This window comes from Blautia argi, assembly GCF_003287895.1.
Classification (GTDB): Bacteria; Bacillota; Clostridia; order Lachnospirales; family Lachnospiraceae; genus Blautia; species Blautia argi.
In genome coordinates this window covers 3191315-3217048 of the sequence record NZ_CP030280.1, presented here as the reverse complement: position 1 = coordinate 3217048, position 25734 = coordinate 3191315, and the positions used below count along the sequence as shown (strand labels likewise).

The window sequence follows — 25734 nt, the reverse complement described above, 5'->3', positions numbered from 1 at the left end:
AGGAGTCCCTATCATGAAAGAATTTGACAGATTAAAAGAAATTATGGCTCGCCTTCGCTCCAAAGATGGCTGTCCGTGGGATAGAGAGCAGACGCATATGAGTTTGAAGCCGGCCTGTATGGAGGAAGCTGCAGAGGTTGTGTGCGGTATTAACATTCTGGAAGCTACCGGAAATGCAGATAACCTGAAGGAAGAACTTGGTGATTTGCTTTTGCAGGTGGTTTTGCATGCACAGATAGCGGAAGAAGAAGGACTGTTTACCTTAGAAGATGTATGCCGCGGTATCAGCGATAAGATGATTCGCAGGCACCCTCATGTGTTTGGTGAAGAAACTGTGAATCAGTCCGGAGAAGTGGTGACAAGATGGAATGATATTAAAAAGGCGGAAAAAGCAGGGAAGGAATGGACCGAATCTTATCTTCCGGCGGCTTTTGAGGAAGCAAAAACACTGATTGATGCTGCCAGAGAACGAAAAGGATTCCAGTAAGACACAGATAAAAAACAGAGAAAAAGAGGAGAAAGCACCGCATAGAAACAGAAGTCAGAGAAATTTACAGTTCTGAGTGCTGTTTTGCGGTGCTTTTTATTGCTGTTCTTTCAGCATAGAAAAGTCTGGAACAGGGTTATTTATTCTGCGGCAAAATTTCCAGCCAATAACCGTCCGGGTCAGAGATAAAGTAAATTCCCATTGTCGGATTTTCAAAGCAGATACAACCCATTTCTTCGTGAAGCCTATGTGCAGCCTCAAAATCATCAGTGCGAAATGCCAGATGAAATTCGCAGTCGCCCAGATTGTATGCTCTGTCAAAATCTCTTAACCAGGTCAGTTCCAGTTCGAAATCCGTTGTTTCATTTCCAAGATAGACAATAATAAAAGAACCGTCTTCTGCATTGATACGGCGTTTTTCTGTAAGCCCCAGCGCTTTTTCATAGAAAGCCAGGGATTTTTCCAGGTCTTTTACATTGTAGTTTTCGTGAATCATTTGAAATTTCATAAGTTTTATCCTCCAATATAAGTTACCTTCATTGTTGTTTTCCTTTTTTTGGTTTTTTTATTTTTCTGCGTTTACGTCTTCGCAGAGAACGTTTTATCTTTACAATTAAGGTTACAATGTAAAAGATAAAGGCAGCGGCTAAAAGAAACAGAGCCGGATATTTCCAACTGGGAAGTTCATGGAATATATTCAGAACTTCGCCCCAGAAGCCGTCAAGAGAGGAAGTTTTTCCAGGCTTTGCGGCACTTTGTGAAGAAGCTGTATTTTCGGAGTCTGCTTTTGGATTTGCAGCCGCAGACTGCTGGGCTTGGCGTTCCTGAAGATGAAAAGTATCCGCAGCCTGCAGAATTTCAGAGGAAGCTTCCTGTACAGAGCTTCCCAGAGCAGTTTCTCCATAATAGTAATCTATGTTTACTGTATTTTTCTCCAGATTCACCTTATAGGTGAGAGATTCCTTCGCATTTGCAGGAATATTCATAGAAGAATGGTCGATTACTGTGTTCAGGAGTCCGTTTTCCTTTAGATAAGCGCCGAAATCATCATTTTCAGCAGGAGCAAGTGATGTGTTTTCAGCGGTCAGCTTTTGGAAATTTTGAAAGCCGTAGTCCAAAAGAGCCCTTGTGTCCGCATAATGAGATACATTATCAGCCAGAACCACACATACGAGAGTTGTACCATTTCTTTCTGCGTAAGTTACAAGCGTATTTCCTGCTTTTTCCGTATACCCCGTTTTTCCCCCCAGACAGCCGTCATAATGTTCAGAACCGTCCAGCACCATTTTGTGATGATTGTTTAGCCACCGTTCTTCATTGGTAATATTGGTTTTCGGTACAATATAGTACGGTGTTTTAATGATTTCACGAAAGGTTTCGCTCTGAAAAGCAGCCTGGGCAATCAAAGCCAAATCTCTGGCCGTTGTGTAATGGTCTTCACTGTAAAGACCGTTTGCATTGACAAAATGGGTGTTTTTACAGCCAAGGTCTTTGGCGCGCTGATTCATTTCCTCTACAAATTTGGGAACTATGCCTCCGATATATTCAGCAACTCCTGAGGATACTTCATTGGCAGAAGCAAGGAGAATGGCATAAGCACAATCCTTCATAGTCAGTGTTTCGCCGGGCTTGATGCCAATGTGAGTACTGCCGGGTTCAATATTATTAACTTCATTGGTAAAGGTAATCTGGGTTTCAAAGGGAACCTTTTCCAGAGCCAGCATGGCAGTCATAATCTTTGTGGTGCTGGCAGGCGCGCGTTTTTCATCAATTCCCTTTGCGTATAGAATTTCGCCGGAATTTACGTCCATTAAAATCGCAGTTTCAGCAACAACCTTTGGCCCTTCCGGCCACCCCGGAATTTTGTTGGACTGAATTTCCCAGTTATAGCTTTCCGGCACTTCCGGCTTTTGTTCTTGCTTGGCATTGTTGTTGGTATCAGCCGGGGCTGTTGAAGCAGTATTTCCTGCACCGTTGCTATCAGGGGCAGCAGCCATGACAGGAATTCTGCCGGTATTCAGACAAAGGCTTGCAGCCATGCAGAGAACACCTGGCAGAAGAAAAAATTTCTTTTTCATATAAATCTCCGTTCTGCCGCCTGCCAGGCAGGAGAAGTCTGTGGCAGCGGCATAAAATTTCTATGGTAAACTAATGTACATTATAAGCGGTTTGAGGAATTATATCAATAAAATTTGGAAAATCCCTGTTCCCACCCCAATCCCTCTTGACAACCTCCAAACAGATTCAGTATAATACTTGATATATGAGAAAAACCAAGACGGAGAGAGTATTTCACTGACAGAATTTGCATAGTCCAGATATTTTATCTTTTCTGTGTGCAATTCCTGCAAGCCAACGTAACAGAGAGCCGGAGAGGGTGGAAATCCGGTACCAGTAGCGGTGAAAGAAAATCACTCCTGAGTTGCTATCTGAATCAAGTAGGAGATGCCGGATTTCCTCCGTTAAAAGGAACGCATATGAAGACAGAAATGTTGTGTATGTTGTAAGAGGTGGTATAACGACAGCGTATTTGCTCTCGTCCTGTTACAGGACGGGAGTTTTTTATTGCATAGGAAATTTCCTGGGAATCCTATGCAATAAAAAACACTTCGTGTGAAAATGCGCAGCTCGCGGGAAGGAAATTAGCCGCTAACGGCACCGATCGCGCGCAGGAATCTCGCAGACGAGATTCCTTTTAGTCAATCAGAGAGAGGAGAAAAACCATGTATCAGAAAGTTACTACGGATTTAAACTTTGTAGAACGCGAAAAGAACATTGAAAAATTCTGGAAAGATAATGATATCTTCAAAAAAAGTATGGAACAGAGAAAAGAAGGAGAAACCTATACCTTTTATGACGGACCGCCGACAGCAAACGGTAAACCCCATATCGGTCATGTGCTGACCCGTGTTATCAAGGATATGATTCCAAGATACCGTACTATGAAGGGCAAAATGGTTCCGAGAAAAGCAGGCTGGGATACTCACGGTCTTCCGGTAGAGCTGGAAGTGGAAAAGCTGCTGGGGCTGGATGGAAAAGAGCAGATTGAAGAATACGGTCTGATTCCGTTTATTGATAAATGTAAGGAAAGCGTTTGGAAATACAAAGGCATGTGGGAGGACTTCTCCTCTACCGTTGGTTTCTGGGCAGATATGGACAATCCATATGTTACTTACCATGATGATTATATTGAATCCGAATGGTGGGCATTAAAAGAAATCTGGAACAAAAACCTGTTATACAAAGGATTCAAAATCGTGCCGTACTGTCCGCGCTGCGGAACACCGCTTTCTGCGCAGGAAGTAGCACAGGGCTACAAAGATGTAAAAGAACGTTCTGCCATTGCACGTTTTAAAGTAAAAGACGAGGACGCTTATATTCTGGCATGGACCACAACTCCGTGGACATTGCCTTCTAATGTGGCGCTTTGTGTAAACCCGGAAGAACAGTATGTAAAAGTGAAAGCAGCAGACGGCTATACTTACTATATGGCAGAGGCTCTTTTAGATACCGTGCTTGGTTCTCTTGAAAGAGAAGAGGGAACACCGGCTTACGAAATTCTGGAAACTTATATTGGAAAAGAACTGGAATATAAAGAATACGAGCCTTTATATAATTTTAAAAAGCTGGATAAAAAAGCACATTATGTTGTTTGTGATACTTATGTAACATTGACAGACGGTACCGGTGTGGTTCATATTGCGCCTGCATTCGGTGAAGATGACAGCAAGGTGGGAAGAAAATATGACCTTCCATTCCTGCAGTTAGTTGATGAAAAAGGTGAAATGACAAAGGAAACCAAATGGGCAGGTACCTTCTGTAAGAAAGCAGACCCGGAAGTATTAAAGGATCTGGACGAAAGAAAGCTGCTTTTCTCTGCACCAAAGTTTGAACACAGCTATCCTCATTGCTGGAGATGCGATACTCCGCTGATTTACTATGCAAGAGAATCCTGGTTTATCAAGATGACTGCAGTAAAAGACGACTTAATCCGCAACAACAACACCATTAACTGGATTCCGGAAAGCATTGGTAAAGGACGTTTCGGCGACTGGCTGGAAAACGTACAGGACTGGGGCATCAGCCGTAACCGTTACTGGGGAACTCCGCTGAATGTATGGGAATGCGAATGCGGACATATGCATGCCATCGGCAGCAGACAGGAACTCTTTGAAATGAGTGGGAACGAAGCAGCGAAAACCGTAGAACTGCACAGACCATATATTGATGAAATTACCATCAAGTGTCCGAAATGTGGAAAGGAAATGCACCGTGTACCGGAAGTAATTGACTGCTGGTTTGACTCAGGAGCTATGCCTTTTGCACAGCACCACTATCCATTTGAAAACAAAGAATTGTTTGAGCAGCAGTTCCCGGCAGACTTTATTTCTGAAGCTGTAGACCAGACAAGAGGCTGGTTCTATTCCCTGCTGGCAGAATCTACACTGCTGTTTAACAAAGCGCCATACAAGAACGTTATTGTACTGGGACATGTACAGGACGAAAACGGACAGAAGATGAGTAAATCTAAGGGAAATGCCGTAGACCCATTTGATGCACTGGAAAAATACGGCGCAGATGCAATCCGCTGGTACTTCTATGTAAACAGTGCGCCATGGCTGCCAAACCGCTTCCACGGAAAAGCCGTGCAGGAGGGACAGCGTAAGTTCATGGGTACGCTTTGGAATACTTATGCATTCTTTGTACTGTATGCAAACATTGATGAATTTGACGCAACAAAATATACATTGGAATACGATAAGCTTCCGGTTATGGACAAATGGCTTTTATCCAAGCTGAATACGGTAGTAAAAGCCGTAGATGAAAATCTGGCTGCTTACAGGATTCCGGAAACCGCAAGAGCTTTACAGGAATTTGTAGATGATATGAGTAACTGGTATGTTAGAAGAAGCCGCGAGCGTTTCTGGGCAAAAGGCATGGAGCAGGATAAGATTAATGCATACATGACACTGTATACAGCCCTTGTGACTATTTCCAAGGCAGCTGCTCCTATGGTTCCGTTTATGACAGAGGATATTTACCAGAACCTGGTGAGAAGTCTGGATAAGAACGCACCGGAAAGTATTCATCTTTGTGACTTCCCGGAAGTGAAGGAAGAGTGGATTGACAAAGAGCTGGAAGAAAACATGGACGATTTGTTAAAGGTGGTTGTTATGGGACGCGCCTGCAGAAATGCGGCAAACATCAAGAACCGTCAGCCAATCGGAAAAATGTTTGTAAAAGCGCCGTTCGAACTTTCTGATTTCTACAAAGACATTATTACAGATGAATTAAATGTAAAAGAAATGGAATTTACCGATGATGTAAGGAACTTTACTTCCTACACCTTTAAGCCACAGTTGAAGACTGTAGGACCGAAATACGGCAAGTTTTTGGGCGGTATTAAGACAGCTCTGGCTGAACTGGATGGAAACAAAGCTATGGACGAGTTAAAAGCACAGGGAGAACTGAAGCTGGCTGTAAACGGCGAGGAAATCGTGCTGTTGGAAAGCGATCTGCTCATTGATATGGCACAGATGGAAGGATATGTTTCTGAAAATGACAACGATATTACTGTTGTTCTGGATACCAACCTGACACCGGAACTGATTGAAGAGGGATTTGTAAGAGAAATTATCAGCAAAATCCAGACCATGCGTAAAGAGGCGGGATTTGAGGTCATGGATAAGATTCGTGTATCTCTTGCAGAGAATCAGGTTATTGAGGGGATTTTCCGCGTACACGAAAAAGAAATCAAATCCGAAGTATTGGCAGAAGAAGTTGTTTATAATGAAGTAAAGGGTTATACAAAAGATTGGAAAATTAACTCAGAAGGTGTAAAATTAGGAGTGGAAAAACTTTCATAACTTTCGGTAGGAGGAAAAGGGAGATGTTGGATAATCATTTCAAGAAAGAGGAATTTAAGGAAAGCGTTAAAGAAAATGTAAAAATGCTTTACAGAAAGACCATTGATGAGGCAACTCAGGAACAGGTTTTTCAGGCGGTATCTCTTGCTGTAAAAGACGTAATTATTGACAACTGGCTTTTGACACAGAAACAGTATGAAAAAGATGACCCGAAAATTGTTTATTACCTGTCCATGGAATTCCTGATGGGACGCGCACTGGGAAATAACCTGATTAACCTGTGTGCATATAATGAAGTAAAAGAAGCTCTGGACGAGCTGGGATTTGACTTAAATGTAATTGAAGACCAGGAGCCGGATCCGGCTCTTGGAAACGGAGGTCTTGGAAGACTGGCAGCCTGCTTTTTGGATTCTCTGGCAACATTGGGATATTGTGCGTATGGCTGCGGTATTCGTTACCACTATGGTCTGTTCAAACAGAAAATCGAAAACGGTTATCAGGTAGAAGTGCCGGATAACTGGTTAAAGAACGGCTATCCATTTGAACTGCGTCGTCCGGAATATGCAAAAGAAGTAAAATTCGGCGGTTATGTCAGAGTGGAATACGATGCAGCTACAGGCAGAAACCACTTTATCCAGGAGGGCTATCAGTCTGTAAGAGCCATTCCTTACGATATGCCGATTGTGGGCTACAACAATCAGATTGTAAATACCCTTCGTATCTGGGACGCGGAAGCAATCAATGACTTCCAGTTGGATTTGTTTGATAAGGGTGAATACCACAAGGCAGTAGAACAGGAAAACCTGGCGAAAAACATTGTAGAGGTTCTGTATCCAAACGATAACCATTATGCAGGAAAGGAACTCCGTTTAAAACAGCAGTATTTCTTTATTTCTGCAAGTATTCAGGCAGCTATTGAGAAATTTAAAAAATCTCACAGTGACCTGCATGATTTACCGAAAAAGGTAACTTTCCAGTTAAATGATACACATCCGACTATGACAGTTGCAGAGCTGATGCGTATTCTGGTGGACGAAGAAAATATGACATGGGAAGAGGCGTGGGATATTACCACTCACACCTGTGCATACACTAACCATACTATTATGGCAGAAGCTCTGGAAAAATGGCCCATTGAGCTGTTTTCCAAACTGCTTCCCCGTGTATACCAGATTATTGAGGAAATTAACCGCAGATTCCTTCTGGAAATCCAGTCCAAATATCCGGGCGACCAGGAAAAAATTCGTAAAATGGCAATCATTTATGACGGTCAGGTGAAAATGGCGCACCTTGCCATTGCAGGCGGTTATTCTGTAAACGGTGTAGCGCAGCTTCACACAGAAATTCTGAAAAAACAGGAATTAAAGGATTTCTATGAAATGTATCCGGAGAAATTCAACAATAAGACAAACGGTATTACACAAAGACGTTTCCTGCTTCACGGAAATCCGCTTCTGGCAAACTGGATTACAGACCATATTGGCGACGGCTGGATTACAAATCTGCCGGAGCTGTCTAAATTAAAGGTTTATGCAGATGATAAGAAGGCACAGCAGGAATTTATGAATATCAAGCATCAGAATAAAGTTCGTCTGGCAAAATATATTCTGGAGCATAATGGAATTGAGGTAAATCCAAATTCTATTTTTGATGTTCAGGTAAAACGACTTCACGAATACAAACGCCAGCTTATGAATATTTTGCATGTGATGTATCTGTATAATAAGATTAAGGAACACCCGGAAATGCCGTTCTATCCGAGAACCTTTATCTTTGGTGCAAAAGCAGCAGCAGGCTACAGACGTGCAAAACAGACCATTAAGCTGATAAATGCAGTGGCAGATGTGATTAACAATGATAAGTCCATTGACGGAAAGCTGAAAGTGGTGTTTATTGAAAACTACCGTGTATCCAATGCGGAAATGATTTTTGCAGCAGCAGACGTATCCGAGCAGATTTCTACAGCAAGTAAAGAGGCATCAGGAACCGGAAACATGAAGTTCATGTTAAACGGCGCGCCTACACTGGGAACCATGGACGGTGCGAATGTGGAAATCGTAGAAGAAGTAGGTGCAGAAAACGCATTTATCTTTGGGCTTTCTTCTGACGAAGTCATTAACTATGAAAACAACGGCGGCTATGACCCCATGCAGTATTTCAATAATGACCCGGACATCAGAAACGTGCTGATGCAGTTGATCAACGGCACTTATTCAGGCGGAGATTTCAATATGTTCCGTGAAATTTACGATTCTCTGTTGAATACAAACAGCAGTGACAGAGCAGATACTTACTTTATTCTGGCTGATTTCAAATCCTATGCAGCAGCACAGGAAAAAGTGGAAGAGGCATATAGAGATGAAGCAAGATGGGCGAAAATGGCGCTTCTGAACACTGCTTGCTCCGGTAAGTTTACTTCTGACAGAACGATTCAGCAGTATGTAGATGAAATCTGGAAGCTGGATAAGGTTGTTATTGGAAAATAAAGAATAGAAAACCCTGGAGGTTGAAACCTCTGGGGTTTTTGTATGTCCAGGTGAATATTCGCTTTATTTGCCTGCTGATGTTGTGGCATGTGCGATTTATGAATTTCATATGCAGATGTCTTAATTTAGAAAAAGGAGTCGGCAAAATGCACAAAAATTATAATGGAAAATTAGATGAAGCGACAGAAAATGTGAAGAGAATAAAATTGTATTGACATAAAAACATATAAACACTATAATACAGATAAAAGAGTACACGTGTACGCAATAAAAATGAACTAAAAACCCAAAGGACAAAGGAACTTGGTTTAAGGGATAAGAAAGAAGAGAGGGAAAGAGAGGTGAAAAAATATCCCGCCAGATTATCGTTGCCGCAAAACAAGGAATAATCTGTCAGGACATTCTTACAAACATTATTTTATAGGAAAATAATGGAAAAGTAAAGATTTCTTTCTTGGTTTATATTAAATTTTATTTTTTGTAAATCGAAACCCTCCGGGGGAGCGCGCTATTGCGAATTGTCCTGAATTCAATGTTTATGATTTGAGGAGAGCAAAATGAAGAAAAAAAGTCTTGTAGCATTGTCAATTATAAGTTGCCTCACAGCAGCATCTGTATTAAGCGCATGTAACACCTCATCTCCTGTTGCAGATAAAGGAGAGGAAAGCAGTACCGCAAAAGATGGAGAGGGAGTTACGATTCAATTCTGGAATTCCTTTACCGGAACAGATGGTGATGTGCTTAGGGAAATTGTAGAAAAATACAATAAAGAAAACGATAAAGGTGTTACCATAGAAATGGATATTATGCCCGCGGATAGTATGGAAGAAAAACTTCCGGCAGCAATTGCTTCAAAAACAGCACCGGCGTTAGTAGTAAAAGGTAATTTTTTCACTTCGACTTATGCAGAAAATGATATTGTCAGTCCAATAGACGACTTCTTTGAAGTTACAGGTACGGATAAAGAAAACTTTTCTGAATCTTCACTTTCTGCTTTGCAGTATGATGGGAAACAGATGATGATTCCTATGCAGGTACATTCTACCTTCCTGTACTGGAATAAAGATTTGTTTGAAAAAGCTGGCCTTGATCCGGAAACACCGCCGACTACATGGGAAGAGGTAGCGGAATTTGCAGGGAAAATTACAGATTCGTCAAAAAAGATTTATGGAGTTGGTTTCCCTGTCAGCGGGGCGCCATGCTATTTTAATGCAATGTTTAAATCTAATGGGGGAGATGTATTTTCAGAAGATGGAAAATCTTCTGTTGTAAATTCACCGGAAAATTTGAAAACGCTGCAATACATACAGGATTTAGCAAAAAATGGGGATACACCTATTGGTTCGACAGGGGCAGACACAGATAATCTGATGCTTGCAGGTCAGATGGGAATTTACTGCGGCGGTCCATGGCTTGTCAGCGGTTTGAAGGAAGCGGAAATTAATTTTGGCGTAACAGGAATGCCAAAAGGTGATACACAGGCAGCAGGAGTAATTGAAGTTCAGGGATTTGGCGTTACCTCTACCTGCAGTGAGGAAGAAAAAGAAGCTGCGTATGATTTTATTGCATATTGGAATACAGATGAAATCAGTAAGGAATGGTCATTGAGAAATGGATATCCTCCGTACTTAAACTCATTGTCTGAGGATAAAGACATTCAGAGTGATGAGATTGTAAGTGCATTATCTTCCATTTCAGATTTTGGATTTTCCTTTGCACCAGGGATTAAGGAAGCCAGTCAGGTGAATAATGATGTGCTGTTTCCTGTGATTGAAAATGTAATTGCCGGAAACGACCCGCAAAGCGAACTGGAAAAAGCAGATGAAAAAATCAATGAAATATTGAATGAAGAATAGATGGGATAGAGAGGGCGGTGCTGAATAAGTTTGGCAGCCCTCTTCCGTTTTGGGACAGCATGAAACAGAAAGGTGAATTTTATGGAAAGGATTAAGAGAATTAAAAGATATTGGAACAGACCGGACAAAGCAGCTTATATTTTTCTGCTGCCATCGTTGTGTGTATTATTTGTTTTTGCCCTTATTCCACTGGCAGCATCATTAATTATCAGTCTGTTTGATATGAATATATTTTTTACAGATACGCATTTTGCCGGCCTTCAGAATTTTATAGAGGCATTTGCAGATGAAAGATTTTGGAATGCATTAATGAATACAGTGGTGTTCGTGGCATTTGAAGTACCTCTGCAAATTATCATCGGACTTCTGGTGGCAAATGCACTGACAAAGACAACATGGTTTAACAAAGCAGCCCGTTCTATTTTCTTTCTGCCAGTGGTATGTTCCATGGCGGCTGTCGGAATTATCTGGTCTATTTTATTAGATGGAAACATTGGGTTTATTCCGTATTTATTAGAGAAGGTGGGAATTCACGGCGCTATGTTTTTCAGAGATCCGCATATGGCTATGCCCACAGTTATTGCTATGACCGTGTGGAAAAACTTTGGATATACCATGTCTATTCTGGTAGTAGGAATACAGGGGATTTCTTCCAGTTATTATGAAGCTGCTGCTATGGACGGTGCAGGAAAAGTAAGGCAATTTTTCAGTATTACAATTCCCCTGTTAAAGCAGACGTTGGGGTTTTGCCTGATTACGAATACCATAGGTTCTTTGCAGGTGTTTGACCAGGTATATGTTACGACACAGGGAGGTCCTCAGTACAAGACAGAAACTCTGGTACAGTATATTTATAAAAATGGATTTAATGAGCCTTATGAGCTGGGATATGCGTGTGCATTATCGGTATTGCTGTTGATATTGATTTTAATTATATCCATGCCCATGTATAAAAATATGTTTATGAAGCAGGATTAGGAGGAAAAGATTGAAAATGAGAAATAAGATAAAGACAAGAGAAGTTCCGTTAAAAATTTTAAAAACTGTTCTTATGCTTCTGATTATCCTGATTGTTCTTTTCCCTCTTATCTGGCTTGTAGTAGGAGCATTTAAAGTAGAGAAAGAGATTATAGGATTCCCGCCGTCTGTTTTTGGTACAGAATATACATTGAAATCTTTCCAGAGAATTTTTGATACCATTCCTATGGCAGACTATATAAAAAATACTGTGATTTTTGCAGGTGGTGCCACCATTCTGGCTGTTTTGTTTGATTCTATGACAGGATATGCTTTTGCACGTTTGAATTTTAAAGGGAAAAATATTTTGTTTGTGCTGGTTCTGATTACCATGATGGTGCCTTTTCAGGTTATGATGATTCCATTGTTTTTGGAATCTAATTTCCTGGGACTTTTAGATACCTATGCTGGTCTGATTCTTCCAAAAGCAACGTCAGCATTTGGAATTTTTATGATGCGTTCTTATTTTGCGGCTTTGCCAAAGGATTTGGAAGAAGCGGCCCGTGTAGATGGTATGAGTGAATTTGGAATCTTCTGGAAGATTATGTTCCCTCTTGTGCTTCCGGGTACTTTGACACTGGCTATTTTTCATCTTATGCAGAACTGGAATGATTTGCTGTATCCGCTTATGATGACCAGCAGTACCAGGATGAGAACTCTATCGGCAGGTCTTGCTTTATTCGTAGGAGAGCATGCGACCACCTATTACGGACCCCAGCTTGCAGGAGCGTTATTATCCGTATTGCCATTGTTGATTATTTATATTTTCTTCCAGAAATATTTTATTGCAAGTGTGGCGACAAGCGGAATGAAAGACTAGGAGGATATTATGAAACAGGGAAAGATTATTGTAAATAAGGTTTACAGAAAAGGAAAAATTGATAAAAGAATATATGGAAGCTTTGTGGAACATATGGGAAGAGTTGTTTATTCAGGTGTTTACGAACCTGAAAATCCCTGTGCAGATGAAGACGGGTTTCGGACCGATGTGCTACAGGCTGTGAAAGATGCGGGAATTACCAGTATTCGTTATCCTGGAGGAAACTTTGTATCCTGCTACCACTGGGAAGATGGAATTGGAGATAAAAAGCTTCGTCCCAGACGCCCAGAGCTTGCATGGAAAGCAATAGAAACCAATGAGTTTGGTACAGATGAATTTATGAAATGGTGCAAAAAGGCAGGCACAGAGCCTGTACTGGCTGTGAATCTGGGAACCAGAGGAATTGAAGATGCTGTTCACTATCTGGAATACTGTAATTTTCAGGAAGGGACAACCTATAGTGATATGCGAAAAGACAACGGGCATGCAGAGCCATATCATGTGAAAACATGGTGTCTGGGAAATGAGATGGATGGAATGTGGCAGTTAGGACATAAAGATGCAAAGGATTATGGAAAACTGGCAAGAGAAACCGCAAAAGCTATGAAGGTGCTTGACCCGTCTGTTGAACTGGTGTCCTGCGGAAGCTCCTTAAATACTATGGATACTTATCCGGAATGGGAAGCTGCCACATTGGAGGAAACATATGAATTTGTAGATTACATTTCGCTGCATCAGTATTTTGACGGACATGAAAAGAATATGATAGAATTTCTGGCTCAGGCAGATGAAATGAACCAGTATATAAAAACAGTTGTATCTGTGTGTGACTACATCAAAGCAAAAAAAAGAAGTGAAAAGGAACTTTATATCAGTTTTGATGAATGGGGCGTATGGACGCATCATTCAGAGGAGACAGTGAAGGAATGTGAAGGAAATCCATGGAAAAATGCGGCGCCTATCAGTGAAATGATATATAGCTTTCAGGATTCGCTGCTTTTCGCAGAAATGTTAATGACGCTTTTAAAAAATGCAGACAGAGTAAAAATTGCATGTCAGTCCCTTCTTGCTAATATCAGCGCTATGATTATGACAGAAAAAGGCGGGGGACTCTGGCTTCAGCCTAATTATTATCCATTTGCTCATATGGCAAATTATGGAAAAGGGGAGGTTATGGATGTTCGTATAAATGCTCCTGTATATCAAAAAGGAACAAAGCAGATTTCATTTTTGGATTCCGTAGTTGTGGAAAATGCAGAGGAAAAAGAATTAGTTGTTTTTGCGGTAAACAGAAGTGAAAATCAGGATATGGAAGTTTGCGTAGAAATTCAGGGGTATAAGCCTGTAGATATAATCGAACATAAAGTAATGATTTCTGAAGAGCCGGAGGCGACAAACAGGGAAAGTCATGGTAAAATAAAACCACAAGACAGGAAGGATATGGAAATAAAAGGATCATCTGTAAAAGGAATATTTCCAAAACTGTCCTGGAATATGGTTCGGATTAGAACAGAATAATTCTGTAAAAAGAAAAGCGGAGGCAAAAAATGAGCATCACAACAAATGATATTGCAAAAATCTGTCAGGTTTCAAGAACAACTGTGCTTAGGGCCTTAAATAATCAGGGAAGAATCAGTGAAGAAACAAAAGAAAGAATTTTAAAAACAGCAAAAGAACTTGGATACAGACCTGATTTGCTGGCAAGAGGACTTGTAAAAGGCAGAACCATGTATATTGGGGTTGTTGTATTTGATGTGAAGAATCAGTATTTTGCCCAAATGCTCAGTGCGATAGAAACAGAAGCACAGAAACAGGGGTATTCTGTTAATATTACATTGCACGATAAAAATAAGACAAAGGAAATAGAATTAATCAGAAAATTGGCAGATTATCACATGGACGGGTTGATTTTATCTCCGGTAAATGAAGGAGAAGAATTTGCTCATTTTCTGAAAAATTTGGGGATTCCTCTGGTTATAATAGGGAATAAGGTTTCGGATACACTGCCTTTTGTTGGTATTCAGGAAAAAGAAGCTGCAAAGGAAGCGGTGGAAAAAATAATAAAAACCGGATATGAGGAAGTTATTTTTGTGTGTCCTCCATTAGGGGGGATAGACGAAGGAAATATTTTCACCCATAGAGAAAGACTTGCAGGTTTTTGCGATGTAATTGCAGCAAATACAAAAATAAGCAGTCAAATCTTGTCAAATTATGACTATATCGAAGAAGCAAAAAAAATAGTGAAAGACAGTGGCAAGAAGACAGCATTTTTCTGTTCAGGGGATATTTTTGCACTGGAAATTATGAAAGAGTTAAAGAAAATAGGAATGAAAACTCCAAGAGATTACGGGATTATGGGATTTGACGATATTGAGTTTTTGAATTATATTACTCCTCGTTTATCTACTATTTATAATTCGGTAGAAGAAGTATCCAGAACAGCAGTGAAGCTTCTTATCCGACAGATGCAGGGAGAGTCTGTTTCCATGAATTATTTTGAAAATTATCACATTATAGATGGAGAAACCTTATAGAACAATGGAATCTGAAGACCGGTAGGAGTTTTTTATGTGAAAATGCTATGAGGGATAGAAGATGGACAGAGATTTAAAACCTAATATTCTTATGATTGTAGAAGATCATGTGGCTTTTTACGGGCATAAGCAAATAAAAAGACCGTATTTAGAACAATTAAAGCAGGAAGGAGTGTCTTTTGAGAATACATATTGCAGTACACCTTTATGTATGCCTTCCAGAAAAACAATGATGACAGGGCTTTATCCCCATGCTCATGGACAGAGGGATAATTCTTTTGAAACAGGATATGAGCAGACCGAAACATATCTGGGTATTTTAAAAGAGCAGGGATATGAAACGTATTATTTTGGAAAATGGCATGCGGGAAAGGGTACACCGGCAGATTTGGGGTGTAAAGGGATATCCTATCCGGATTATTCAAACCCGTATCACCAGAAGGAATATCAGGATTATATAAAGGAGAAAGAATTGCCGCCGGCAGCTATGAAAGTGGAAGTAAATATGTGTGAAAAGGGCTGGATTGATGACGTTGAGGAAGGGGATATTTACCGTTTCACCCGTCCTCTTTTAAATGAAGCTTTATCAGGAGTGTTAGAAGCACCCAAAGAATCCCACGAGGCTTTTTATGTATCCGAGATGGCGTGCAGGCAATTAGAAGAAATTCAGAAAACGCATAAAGAAGATATGCCGTTTATGATGCGTGTGGATTTCTGGGGACCGCATCAGCCATATCACCCGGCTAAGGAATATACAGAGATGTATCCGTTGGAGAATATGGGAGAATATCCCAGCTTTCATGACACGCTAGAAGGAAAGCCGGAGTCTTATTTTTTTGATACAGGAAGAGATACCAGTGAGAATAAAAGATTGAAAATACCAAATGCTTTGCCGGAAGAAAAGTGGCGGTTACTTTTTTCGAGATGTTACGCACAGAATACTATGGTAGATGAGGCGGCAGGAAGAATTATAGAAAAGCTGAAAGACTTACATTTAGATGAAAATACAGTGATTATATGGTTGGCAGATCACGGAGATGCTTTGGGCTGTCATGGGGGACATTTTGATAAGGCTTTTTATATGCCGGAAGAAGTACTGAGAATTCCTTTTGTAATGTCCTATCCAGGAGTTTTGCCAAAGGGTGAAGTCAGCAGCGCATTGATAAGCAATGCGGATCTGGCACCTACTTTGGCGGCAATAGCACATGGGAAAATGGAACAGATAGAGGGAAGAAGTATCTTAGAATTGTATCATGGACAAAAAATACCATGGAGAGATAGTGTTATATCGGAAACTTTCGGACATCTGGCGCCTTGGGAAGCAAAAGCTGTCAGAAGCGGTAAATATAAGTATGTGTGGAATAAAGATGATGTAGAGGAACTTTACGATTTAGAGGAAGATCCGTATGAGATGCAGAATCTGGCAGAAGAAAAGATATATAAAGAGATTCTGTCTAAAATGAGAGGAAAAATGGAAAAGAGGTAGAAAACAAAATTCAGCAGACAACTCTTCTCCTTCTATGTTACAATAAAATTATATTAATATAGAAGGAGGAAAATATGCAAAACGAGGATAAAGTAAATTTGTTTGAACAGACGCCCATACCAAGAGCAGTTGCAAAGCTGGCAGTTCCCACAATTCTAAGTTCTTTGGTTATGGTTATTTATAATCTGGCAGATACTTATTTTGTAGGTATGTGTAATAATGCCATAGAAAATGCAGCAGTAACCTTAGCTGCGCCGGTGCTGCTGGCATTTAATGCAGTAAACAATCTTTTCGGTGTAGGAAGTTCCAGTATGATGAGCCGTGCACTGGGGAAAAAGGATTATGATACAGTATATAAGAGCTCTGCCTTTGGTTTCTATTGTGCACTCTTGAGTGGTGCGGTTTTTGCTTTGCTGTGTGGGATTTTTCAGAATCCCCTTTTGAAGCTTTTGGGTGCAGATGCAAACACCATGGGCGCTACAGTGGGCTACATGAAATGGACAGTGGTGTTTGGGGCAGTTCCGGCAATTCTGAATGTGGTTCTGGCGTACATGGTGCGGGCTGAAGGCTCTGCGCTTCATGCCAGCCTGGGAACTATGAGTGGGTGCTTTCTTAATATTTTGCTGGATCCCATCTTTATCTTGCCCTGGGGACTTGATATGGGGGCAGAAGGCGCAGGGTTTGCAACCTTTTTATCCAACTGTGTTGCCTGCCTGTATTTTTTTCTGCTTTTATTCAAAAAGAGAGGAAATACCTTTGTGTGTGTGAATCCCCGGAAATTTACTTTTGAGAAACGGATTGTCTGGGGTATCTGCAGTGTAGGAGTTCCGGCATCTATTCAGAATCTCTTAAATGTTACAGGTATGACGCTGTTGAATAATTTTACCTCTTCTTTTGGGGCAGATGCAGTGGCAGCCATGGGAATTACACAGAAAATCAATATGGTTCCTATGAATATTGCTATGGGACTTTCCCAGGGCATTATGCCGCTTATCAGTTACAATTATTCCAGTAGAAATCACAAGCGTATGAAAGGAGCTTTGACATTTTCGGCAAAAGCCAGCTTGGGATTTATTACAGTCGTAGCAGCAGGATATTTTGTGGGAGCGGCGCAGTTGACACAGCTTTTTATGGATAATGGAACTATTGTGGCATATGGAACGAGATTCCTTCGTGGATTCTGTCTGGGATTGCCGTTTTTGTGCATGGATTTTCTGGCAGTCGGCGTGTTCCAGGCTGTGGGAATGGGAAGAGAGGCTCTGCTTTTTGCGATTATGAGAAAAATTGTGCTGGAGATTCCGGCGCTTTATATTTTGAATTTCCTGTTTCCGCTTTACGGGCTTGCTTATGCACAGCTTACAGCAGAAGTGGTATTGGCCGTAGCGGCAGTGCTGGTGTTAAAGCGACTCTTTCAGAGGATTAGCAGGGAAAACGTGTAAAAGATAGAGAAATCAGGTGTCTTGCTGTTTTTTTGATTTCAAATAAATATATAATATTTTAATAAAATCTAAAATAAATATTGCGAAAAAGAACAATCTGTTGTAGACTGAAACTATAAAAAAGAAATCTGATGCAGGAGGTCAGAGTTATGAATCAACACAATTTTCGAGTCACTGACTACAACAAACCGTTTATTTTGCAGCGCGCAGACCCGTATATGTATAAGCACACAGACGGAACCTATTACTTTACGGCATCTGTGCCAGAGTATGACCGGATTGTTCTGCGGGGTGCTAAGACCATAAAAGGTCTGAAGCAGGCAGAAGAGCATGTTCTTTGGAGAAAGCATGAAGAAGGAGAGCAGAGTATTCATATCTGGGCGCCGGAACTTCACTATCTTTACGGGGAATGGTATATCTATTATGCTGCCGGAGACGCTGCGGACATATGGAAAATTCGTCCTTATGTTTTACATTGCAAAGGACAGAATCCTTTGGAAGATGAATGGGAAGAACTGGGGATGATGCAGGCTGCAGATGATGACGAGTTTTCTTTTCATGCATTTTCTCTGGACGCAACAGTGTTTGAAAATAAAGGTGAATATTACTGGATATGGGCAGAGAAGACAGGAGTAGGAAAGCAGATTTCCAATCTGTATATTGCCAGATTAGAAGCCCCAAATAAGCTGGCAACGGTTCAGGTACTGCTGACAACACCGGATTATGCGTGGGAACGGGAAGGTTTTTGGGTGAATGAAGGACCGGCAATATTGAAGCATGAAGGCAGAATCTATCTGACTTTTTCTGCCAGCGCAACGGGAAGCTGTTATTGTATGGGAATGCTGTATGCAGATGAAGAAGAAGATTTGTTGGATCCCCATGTGTGGACAAAGGTTAAGGTTCCTGTTTTGGCAACCGATGAGGAAAAGGGTATTTATGGTCCGGGACACAATTCTTTTGTAAAGGCAGAAGACGATATGACAGACCTGTGTGTTTATCATGCGCGACAGTATGATGAAATAGAAGGGGATTCTCTGTATGACCCTAATCGTCATGCTATGATTATGCAAGTGCAATATAATGAAGACGGATTTCCTGTTTTTGAGTATGGTGATACATCGAAAACAGACTGTATTTTATAAAAGCGAAAAACAACTTGAAAGTTCATTAAAATGTAAGTACAGAGATTAAGAAAGGGAGCGTTTTCAGAAGATATGCAAGGAATAAGGCTGCTAAATCCAGTATTGCAGGACATTTGAAATTCCTGTATAGTATTGTTTAGATAAATCTAAAATGATTAAGAACATCTGGAAAGTGGGAAGAAGTAATGCTGCATATCAAAAATTTAGATGAAGGCCTTGAGGTTTTTAAGGCTCTTGGTTCAGAAATCAGAATTCAGATTCTTAAACTTCTGTTGGAAAACCGTGAAATGAATATGAATGAGCTGGCATCCGGTCTGGGAATTACCAATGGCGCATTGACCAGCCATATGAAAAAGCTGGAGGAAACCGGAATTGTTAAGGTGCTTACAGAGCATGAAGGACATGGGAATCAGAAGCTGTGCAGAGTGAATGTGGATAAGATTTTGGTGGAAATCGAGAGCAGAGAAACAGAAGGCAGAAAGAATATTTATAATACAGAGGTAAACGTAGGACATTATTCTGACTATGAAGTATATCCAACCTGCGGTCTGGCAACAGATACAGCTTTAGTGGGAGAGGTTGACGATCCGAGATATTTCGCCCACCCAGACAGAATTAAAGCAAGGATTCTCTGGTTTACAAAAGGATATGTGGAATACAGGATTCCCAATCTTTTGCCAGGTGCGACAAAAATTGAACAGATTGCCCTTTCGCTGGAAATTGGATCAGAAGCTCCGGGGACAAATAATGACTGGCCTTCCGATATTTCCTTTTATTTAAACGATGAGAAAATCGGTACATGGACAAGTCCAGGGGACTATGGTGATGTACGTGGGATTTTTACGCCAGACTGGTGGCTTCCCAATTGGAATCAGTACGGTCTTCTGAAAATGCTTGTGATTAACCGAGAAGGTACGTTTGTGGATGGATTAAAGATATCCGATGTGGATATAGAGCGGTTTCATCTGGACTATAAAAGTTCCATTCGGTTTAAGCTTCAAGTAGAAGAGTCGGCAAGGAATATAGGTGGTATTACTATTTTCGGAAGAGGCTTCGGCAACTATAATCAGGATATTAAGGTACGGATTGCATACAGTCAAATCGAATAAAGGAGAATCAATTATGGCAAAGCTTGTAATTAATGCAAATAAAAAGGTAAGTAAAATCAATAAGGAGATTTACGGACATTTTTCTGAGCATTTAGGAAGATGTATATATGAGGGGATTTATGTGGGGGAAAATTCTCCTATTGAGAATGTAAATGGTATGAGATGCGATGTGGTTGAGGCACTTAAGGAAATCAAAGTGCCGGTGCTGCGCTGGCCGGGAGGTTGCTTTGCAGACGAATACCACTGGAGGGACGGAATCGGTCCAAAGGAAACAAGAAAGAAAATGATTAATACCCACTGGGGAGGTGTGGTAGAAGATAATAGCTTTGGTACGCATGAATTTTTTGAACTTTGTGAGCAGCTTGGCTGTGAAGCTTATATTAACGGAAATTTAGGAAGCGGCACTGTGCAGGAAATGTCAGAATGGGTGGAGTATATGACCTTTGACGGGGTTTCTCCAATGGCAGAGCTTCGGGCAAAGAACGGACATGAAAAACCATGGAAGGTAGATTTCTTTGGTGTGGGAAATGAGAACTGGGGCTGCGGGGGCAATATGAATCCGGATTTTTATGCAAATGAATATCGCAGATACCAGACTTATGTAAGAGATTACAAGGCAGGAGAACATATTGAAAAGATTTGTTGTGGCGCAAATGTAGATGATTATGAATGGACAGAAGAGGTTCTGGCAACGGCTTTCCGCCATGCACAGCCATCACAGCATGGATTTATGGACGGATTGTCCTTACACTATTATGTACACCCAGAGGGCTGGGAGATAAAAGGAAGCGCTACAGATTTTGACGAAGAGGTATGGTATAAAACTCTGAAAAAAGCCTTATATATGGAAGAGTTGATTCAGCGCCATGGAGCGATTATGGATACCTATGATCCGGAAAAAAAGATTGGTATGATTGTAGATGAATGGGGAACCTGGTATACCTGTGAGCCTGGTACAAATCCCGGCTTTCTCTATCAGCAGAATACTATGCGCGATGCTTTGGTGGCGGGAATCACACTGAATATCTTTAACAAGCACAGCGATAGAGTTAAAATGGCAAACCTGGCTCAGATGGTAAATGTTCTGCAGTCTGTTCTTCTTACAGAAGGAGCAAAGATGGTGAAAACCCCTACTTACCATGTATTTAATATGTATAAACATCATCAGGAGGCAGAGCTTCTGGACAGTTATATAGAAACAAAGGCTATTGGAGAAGGCGAGTGGAAAGTACCGAATCTGACAGAATCTGTTTCTCTGGCAGAGGATGGGGCTTTGCATATAACCCTTACTAATCTGTCTGTAGAAGAGGATTATGAGATTGATGCAGTGCTGGTTGGCGCCCAGGTGTCTAAAGTGAAGGGCGAAATTGTGACAGGGGAAATGCATGCAAAGAATACCTTTGATGAACCGGAAGAGGTGAAAGTAGAAGTTTTTGATAAAGCAGAACTTACAGACAGTGGCTTGAAATTGACAATTCCAAAATGCAGTGTTGTTCATTTAGAGGTGAAATAAAATGCCGGAGAATCCGCAGAGAATATGCAGAAAATGCCTTTTAAGGGAGACGTCAGAAAGGGAATATTTTGAAAATATGTATTCTTACATTGAAAATCTTCCTCAGGAGGACAAGGTGGCAAAAGAGGAGTATCAGGAGAGGCTCTTCAGGTGTAAGAAATGTGAAAATCTGGCTTTCGGTATGTGTCGGATATGCGGCTGTTATGTGGAAATGCGGGCAGCCATGAAGGTGCGCCATTGTCCGGATATAAAGCCTCAGTGGTAGTCAAACAGTGCAAATCGTGTTACAGTATAGATATAGAAAATTCACAGAGCATGTATGGCATAGAAAGGAAGAGGCGGTTATGAGCTTTTTGCAGAATTTAGAAAAATATGATTTGCACTGTCATTTAGATGGCTCTTTATCTGTGGAGTGTATCCGCAGTATGGCCGGTCAGGTGGGGATTAAGCTGGACGGGGACAATCTTGAGAAGCGACTTTTTGCGGATTTCCAATGTAAAAGTCTGGCGGAATACCTGACAAAGTTTGATTTACCCCTGGAATGTCTTGTGACCAAAGAGAATTTTACAGCAGCAGTGAAAGATGTTATGAAAACAGCGTCAAAAGAACGGGTGGTATATATGGAAATCCGTTTCGCACCGTTGCTTTCTGTGAGAGAAGACCTGTCCGCAGAGCGGATTATAGAGGCGGCTTTGGAAGGATTGAAGCAGGGAACAGCAGAATACGGTGTTCGTGGTAATCTGATTTTGTGCGGTATGCGTCATATGCCATCGGAGAAAAATGCGGAGCTGGTAAAGACAGCGAAGGAATATTATGGATATGGTGTCTGCGGAGTAGATCTGGCAGGTGATGAAGCTGCATATCCGGTACAGCAGCAGGCGGAAATGTTTGAAATGGCAAAGAAGTTGGGGATTCCCTTTACTATTCATGCAGGAGAGTGCGGAAGCGTAGAGAGTATATGGAATGCGTTGGAACTTGGGGCGTCCAGGATTGGGCATGGAATTGCGGCCAGGAAGGATCCGAAGCTTATGGATTACTGTGCGAGAAATAAGATTCCCTTTGAGATGTGTCCGGTCAGTAATTTGCAGACAAAAGCAGTGAAAAGTATGGAAGAATATCCTTTAGAGCTGTTTTTGGACAAAGGAATACCAATTACCATTAATACAGACAATCGGACTGTCAGCAATACAAGTATGACAAGAGAGCTTCAGATGATTCAAGGGTATTATGGATTTTCAGATGAGGTTTTGGAAAAACTGATGAAGAATGCAAAGGAGGCTGCCTTCTCCCTTTAGGAGAAGGGCAGCAGCTTTTTCTCCAGATAGCGTCCAACTACATGGGCAAAACCGGAAATATCGTGAATATAGGCAAAGTCTTTGCCAAAAATTTTCTTCTCTGCAGGAAGATCTTCTTCTTCTCCTGCAAAAACTCCCAAAACAGCAATGTTTCGATTTCTCAGCTTTCGGATTTCGGAAGCAGTATCTTTTACAGCAAAATCCAGGCAATAGGGTTCCTTTTTGGGAGCAGTTTCCTGTTTTTTCAGACTTGCTGCAATAATATCATTGGGTCTGCCGTCGCTTAACACAATAAGAATTTTATTTTCCTGAGGCTGTTTGTCCAGGCTGTCGGCAGCAGCTTTTACTGCAAGTCCGTCCCGATTGTTGGCAGAACCGTAAAATTCGAAAATGTGTTCATTTGCTTCCCGGCTGTCTTTATAATCCCGGTATTCTGTCAGTACAGTATAGGCTCCAAAGGTACAAAATCCCAGAACCCGGTGAGGGATTCTCACAATGCTTAAAGCTTCGCTGATAATATAGCCCTGCAAAGCTACCAGGCTTTGCCGCCGCTGTTGGGAGCCGCTGGCATCTATCAGAACTTCTACTGCGAAATCAGAGTTATCCTGTATCAGCTCACGCCAGAATAGGTGCGTGTTGTCTGTGCGTCCCAGATTCCACAGCTTGTTTACGCAGATATTCCCATATTCACTGCTGTATCGTTCCGGTTCTGTTCTGGTAAGCAGCGCTCTTTTTAAGGTATTTGCCAGAAGTTGGATATTTTGCCGGGTAATTGTCAGATTTTGTCGGTATACCCGCAGGTTTTCTTCTTTTACTTTTTTTACATATTCGGATTTTGCGTTTGCTTTTACTCCGCCATGAAGTACGCCTTTTGTCACATGAAGCAGACAGTCCTTGTGGGTTCCTCTGCACATTTGGGACTGCAGGGCTTTTTGTTCTCCGGAAGTAAGACAGCTTATACCGTAATTTATTTCAATATATTCTTTTAAATGGGCAGAAGATTTGTTGTCCAGTTGTACAACGGAGGCATGAGGACGTTTGCGTTGACCATTATCCTGTGCCTCTACATGTCCGCTGAAAATACTGATTGTATGCTCTTCGCTGTCAGAGCTTTGGATTTCATCGGCTGCCTCTTTGTCCGTGTATTCTTTCTGATTTTTGTCAGAGCTTTTTACCTGTCGGTTCAGGCCTTTGAAATATTTTGCAAACCCTTTTTCATAAGCAATTTTATAGATTTCTTCTGTACATCTGCAGATTTCCTCTGTAGAAGAGGTGGAGGAAAGGGCGCACATTTTATCAAGCAAAGGTTCTATTCGGCTGTCGGCAGTATCGTGAAAAAGGATACGCCGCAGATAGCAGGCCTCCAGATAGCCCCAGTCTGTATGGCTTAGCCGCATGGCATCTTTTTCCAGCGTGTCAGCAAAGGCTTTTTGGCGAATAGAAGCTACGCCTTTCCGTTCTGCGCAGGCTTTTTCGTGAACTGCGCTGTCTATACACAGTTTGGAAATAGACAGAAGAACGGAAGGGCTTGCGCCCTGGTATACTTTGCGGGCGATAAAGTGGTCAAAGGCGTCGGCATCAAAATGTTTTTTAAACATTCCCTGACAAATGATATCGTAAAATGCAATGTATCTGGATTTCTGAAAATTTTGCACATCAAGTTCTGCTTCTGCAGCATAATCCCCGCATACAGTCCAGAGCAGGTTCTGCATTCGGGTTTCCATATCTATAAAATCTTTCATGAGAATACATCACCGCTTTTCCAGGTATCCGGGATACGAGTTATCACAATATCGCTGATAAGTTCGCGTTCAAAAGTATCAAAGCATTTATTGGTAATACCCATTTCAATTGCTTCTGCTGGGGTCAGTCCACCCTGTATGAGTCGTATAGCTCCCAGAAGTCCACGCATATCCACAGCTTTTGTGGAAATTTCCCCGTTTTTGGCTTTTAGTTGTAAATCCAGGAACAGTCCGCAGAATTGCTCCAATGCGTCCGGATTTATAGAAGGAAAGACGTTTTTTATAATTTGTTCCAGGCGATGTTCAGTTAAAGAAGGCATATTGATAACCATAAAACGGGATACCAGAGCCTCGTTTAATTCCTTTGTTCCGGCGTAACCGTAATTCATGGTTCCGATAAAGCGTGTGGCAGGGTGGAGATTGATTTTTTCATATCCTGGTACGTCCATAATTCTGCGGTAGTCCAAAACTGCATGGAGAACAGCTACTGCATCGTTTTTTGCCATATTAATTTCATCTAAAATGCCAAAGCCGCCGTAAAGTGCACATTGATAGATAGGACCTTTTCTCAGTGTAACTTCATTATTTATAAAGGTATCGGTTCCAATCAGGTTACTGCTGTCTGTGTTGACGTGAAAGGAAACGTTGTAGACAGGGCGTCCGAAAATCCATGCCAGATTTTCCGCCAGAATATTTTTTCCGGTTGCTTTGTCCCCGCAGAGCAGCAGATTTTCTCCCTGCAAAAGGGCTGTGACTGCCTGTGTCAGGATTTTCGTTCCATAAAAAGGCATGGAAGGCTCCTGCAGTCTGTCTTTTACAAGGTCAGGGAGTGGGTAGCTTGCTTTGAAAGCGTTGATTTGTGTTTGAAGATTGCTGTTAAGGTTCATGAAACTGCCCCTTTCTGTATGAGAATAAGATGAGTTTTCAGTATCTGGATACAG

19 protein-coding genes are annotated in these 25734 nt (G+C 41.4%); 15 read left to right on the top strand and 4 right to left on the bottom strand.

The features are described from left to right. The first annotated feature begins 13 nt into the window (after positions 1–13). Positions 14–487, top strand: coding sequence for a MazG family protein (locus DQQ01_RS15470; RefSeq protein WP_111920729.1), 474 nt, complete (start codon positions 14–16; stop codon positions 485–487). A 136-nt stretch (positions 488–623) separates the two neighbouring features. Here the strand turns inward: DQQ01_RS15470 and DQQ01_RS15465 are convergent, their stop codons facing one another. Further along, positions 624–995: a VOC family protein gene (locus DQQ01_RS15465; protein ID WP_111920728.1), complete on the bottom strand. Its 372-nt coding sequence runs from the start codon at positions 993–995 to the stop codon at positions 624–626. Positions 996–1023: 28 nt separating this feature from the next. Beyond that, the gene (locus tag DQQ01_RS15460) at positions 1024–2565 is read right to left on the bottom strand and encodes a D-alanyl-D-alanine carboxypeptidase family protein (RefSeq protein WP_242980440.1); all 1542 of its coding nucleotides are present in this window, start codon (positions 2563–2565) and stop codon (positions 1024–1026) included. Positions 2566–3210: 645 nt separating this feature from the next. Here DQQ01_RS15460 and ileS point away from each other — a divergent pair. The 14 genes from ileS to add all read left to right on the top strand — a co-directional run bounded on the left by ileS (position 3211) and on the right by add (position 23051). Further along, positions 3211–6354, top strand: a complete 3144-nt coding sequence (gene ileS, locus DQQ01_RS15455) for an isoleucine--tRNA ligase (RefSeq protein WP_111920727.1) — start codon at positions 3211–3213, stop codon at positions 6352–6354. Positions 6355–6377: 23 nt separating this feature from the next. Further along, entirely contained in the window at positions 6378–8840 is a 2463-nt protein-coding gene (locus tag DQQ01_RS15450; RefSeq protein ID WP_111920726.1) for a glycogen/starch/alpha-glucan phosphorylase, read from the top strand. Positions 8841–9397: 557 nt separating this feature from the next. Continuing rightward, on the top strand, positions 9398–10696 hold the full coding sequence (locus tag DQQ01_RS15440) for an ABC transporter substrate-binding protein (protein ID WP_111920724.1): 1299 nt from the start codon (positions 9398–9400) through the stop codon (positions 10694–10696). An 81-nt stretch (positions 10697–10777) separates the two neighbouring features. After that, positions 10778–11674: a carbohydrate ABC transporter permease gene (locus tag DQQ01_RS15435; RefSeq protein ID WP_111920723.1), complete on the top strand. Its 897-nt coding sequence runs from the start codon at positions 10778–10780 to the stop codon at positions 11672–11674. A gap of 16 nt (positions 11675–11690) precedes the next feature. Continuing rightward, positions 11691–12533: a carbohydrate ABC transporter permease gene (locus tag DQQ01_RS15430; protein WP_111920722.1), complete on the top strand. Its 843-nt coding sequence runs from the start codon at positions 11691–11693 to the stop codon at positions 12531–12533. 9 nt (positions 12534–12542) lie between these two features. Next, complete coding sequence (arfA, locus tag DQQ01_RS15425; protein WP_111920721.1) at positions 12543–14051, top strand: arabinosylfuranosidase ArfA; 1509 nt, start codon at positions 12543–12545, stop codon at positions 14049–14051. A 29-nt stretch (positions 14052–14080) separates the two neighbouring features. Beyond that, entirely contained in the window at positions 14081–15067 is a 987-nt protein-coding gene (locus DQQ01_RS15420) for a LacI family DNA-binding transcriptional regulator (protein ID WP_111920720.1), read from the top strand. A 61-nt stretch (positions 15068–15128) separates the two neighbouring features. After that, the gene (locus DQQ01_RS15415) at positions 15129–16553 is read left to right on the top strand and encodes a sulfatase-like hydrolase/transferase (RefSeq protein WP_111920719.1); all 1425 of its coding nucleotides are present in this window, start codon (positions 15129–15131) and stop codon (positions 16551–16553) included. A gap of 74 nt (positions 16554–16627) precedes the next feature. Beyond that, the gene (locus DQQ01_RS15410; RefSeq protein WP_111920718.1) at positions 16628–17992 is read left to right on the top strand and encodes an MATE family efflux transporter; all 1365 of its coding nucleotides are present in this window, start codon (positions 16628–16630) and stop codon (positions 17990–17992) included. A 149-nt stretch (positions 17993–18141) separates the two neighbouring features. Beyond that, on the top strand, positions 18142–19134 hold the full coding sequence (locus DQQ01_RS15405; RefSeq protein ID WP_111920717.1) for a glycoside hydrolase family 43 protein: 993 nt from the start codon (positions 18142–18144) through the stop codon (positions 19132–19134). Positions 19135–19319: 185 nt separating this feature from the next. Then, positions 19320–20243, top strand: coding sequence for an ArsR/SmtB family transcription factor (locus DQQ01_RS15400; protein WP_111920716.1), 924 nt, complete (start codon positions 19320–19322; stop codon positions 20241–20243). A gap of 13 nt (positions 20244–20256) precedes the next feature. Further along, positions 20257–21756 (top strand): alpha-N-arabinofuranosidase, encoded by a 1500-nt coding sequence (locus tag DQQ01_RS15395; RefSeq protein ID WP_111920715.1) that lies wholly within the window; start codon positions 20257–20259, stop codon positions 21754–21756. Between the two features lies 1 nt (position 21757). After that, positions 21758–22021 carry a DUF6171 family protein gene (locus DQQ01_RS15390; protein ID WP_111920714.1) on the top strand — a complete coding sequence of 88 codons (264 nt, stop codon included), beginning with the start codon at positions 21758–21760 and terminating at the stop codon, positions 22019–22021. Positions 22022–22100: 79 nt separating this feature from the next. Further along, complete coding sequence (add, locus tag DQQ01_RS15385) at positions 22101–23051, top strand: adenosine deaminase (RefSeq protein WP_111920713.1); 951 nt, start codon at positions 22101–22103, stop codon at positions 23049–23051. Here add and DQQ01_RS15380 read toward each other — a convergent pair. Continuing rightward, positions 23048–24793, bottom strand: coding sequence for a VWA domain-containing protein (locus DQQ01_RS15380; protein ID WP_111920712.1), 1746 nt, complete (start codon positions 24791–24793; stop codon positions 23048–23050). The genes add and DQQ01_RS15380 overlap by 4 nt on opposite strands. Continuing rightward, positions 24790–25680: an AAA family ATPase gene (locus tag DQQ01_RS15375; RefSeq protein ID WP_111920711.1), complete on the bottom strand. Its 891-nt coding sequence runs from the start codon at positions 25678–25680 to the stop codon at positions 24790–24792. Before DQQ01_RS15375 ends, DQQ01_RS15380 begins: the two co-directional genes overlap by 4 nt. Positions 25681–25734: the final 54 nt, after the last annotated feature.

What these genes read in the sequence shown, in the direction of transcription:
- DQQ01_RS15470 (WP_111920729.1), top strand. Translation starts at nt 14, where the DNA reads ATGAAAGAATTTGACAGATTAAAAGAAATTATGGCTCGCCTTCGCTCC.
- DQQ01_RS15465 (WP_111920728.1), bottom strand. Translation starts at nt 995, where the DNA reads ATGAAATTTCAAATGATTCACGAAAACTACAATGTAAAAGACCTGGAA.
- DQQ01_RS15460 (WP_242980440.1), bottom strand. Translation starts at nt 2,565, where the DNA reads ATGAAAAAGAAATTTTTTCTTCTGCCAGGTGTTCTCTGCATGGCTGCA.
- ileS (WP_111920727.1), top strand. Translation starts at nt 3,211, where the DNA reads ATGTATCAGAAAGTTACTACGGATTTAAACTTTGTAGAACGCGAAAAG.
- DQQ01_RS15450 (WP_111920726.1), top strand. Translation starts at nt 6,378, where the DNA reads ATGTTGGATAATCATTTCAAGAAAGAGGAATTTAAGGAAAGCGTTAAA.
- DQQ01_RS15440 (WP_111920724.1), top strand. Translation starts at nt 9,398, where the DNA reads ATGAAGAAAAAAAGTCTTGTAGCATTGTCAATTATAAGTTGCCTCACA.
- DQQ01_RS15435 (WP_111920723.1), top strand. Translation starts at nt 10,778, where the DNA reads ATGGAAAGGATTAAGAGAATTAAAAGATATTGGAACAGACCGGACAAA.
- DQQ01_RS15430 (WP_111920722.1), top strand. Translation starts at nt 11,691, where the DNA reads ATGAGAAATAAGATAAAGACAAGAGAAGTTCCGTTAAAAATTTTAAAA.
- arfA (WP_111920721.1), top strand. Translation starts at nt 12,543, where the DNA reads ATGAAACAGGGAAAGATTATTGTAAATAAGGTTTACAGAAAAGGAAAA.
- DQQ01_RS15420 (WP_111920720.1), top strand. Translation starts at nt 14,081, where the DNA reads ATGAGCATCACAACAAATGATATTGCAAAAATCTGTCAGGTTTCAAGA.
- DQQ01_RS15415 (WP_111920719.1), top strand. Translation starts at nt 15,129, where the DNA reads ATGGACAGAGATTTAAAACCTAATATTCTTATGATTGTAGAAGATCAT.
- DQQ01_RS15410 (WP_111920718.1), top strand. Translation starts at nt 16,628, where the DNA reads ATGCAAAACGAGGATAAAGTAAATTTGTTTGAACAGACGCCCATACCA.
- DQQ01_RS15405 (WP_111920717.1), top strand. Translation starts at nt 18,142, where the DNA reads ATGAATCAACACAATTTTCGAGTCACTGACTACAACAAACCGTTTATT.
- DQQ01_RS15400 (WP_111920716.1), top strand. Translation starts at nt 19,320, where the DNA reads ATGCTGCATATCAAAAATTTAGATGAAGGCCTTGAGGTTTTTAAGGCT.
- DQQ01_RS15395 (WP_111920715.1), top strand. Translation starts at nt 20,257, where the DNA reads ATGGCAAAGCTTGTAATTAATGCAAATAAAAAGGTAAGTAAAATCAAT.
- DQQ01_RS15390 (WP_111920714.1), top strand. Translation starts at nt 21,758, where the DNA reads ATGCCGGAGAATCCGCAGAGAATATGCAGAAAATGCCTTTTAAGGGAG.
- add (WP_111920713.1), top strand. Translation starts at nt 22,101, where the DNA reads ATGAGCTTTTTGCAGAATTTAGAAAAATATGATTTGCACTGTCATTTA.
- DQQ01_RS15380 (WP_111920712.1), bottom strand. Translation starts at nt 24,793, where the DNA reads ATGAAAGATTTTATAGATATGGAAACCCGAATGCAGAACCTGCTCTGG.
- DQQ01_RS15375 (WP_111920711.1), bottom strand. Translation starts at nt 25,680, where the DNA reads ATGAACCTTAACAGCAATCTTCAAACACAAATCAACGCTTTCAAAGCA.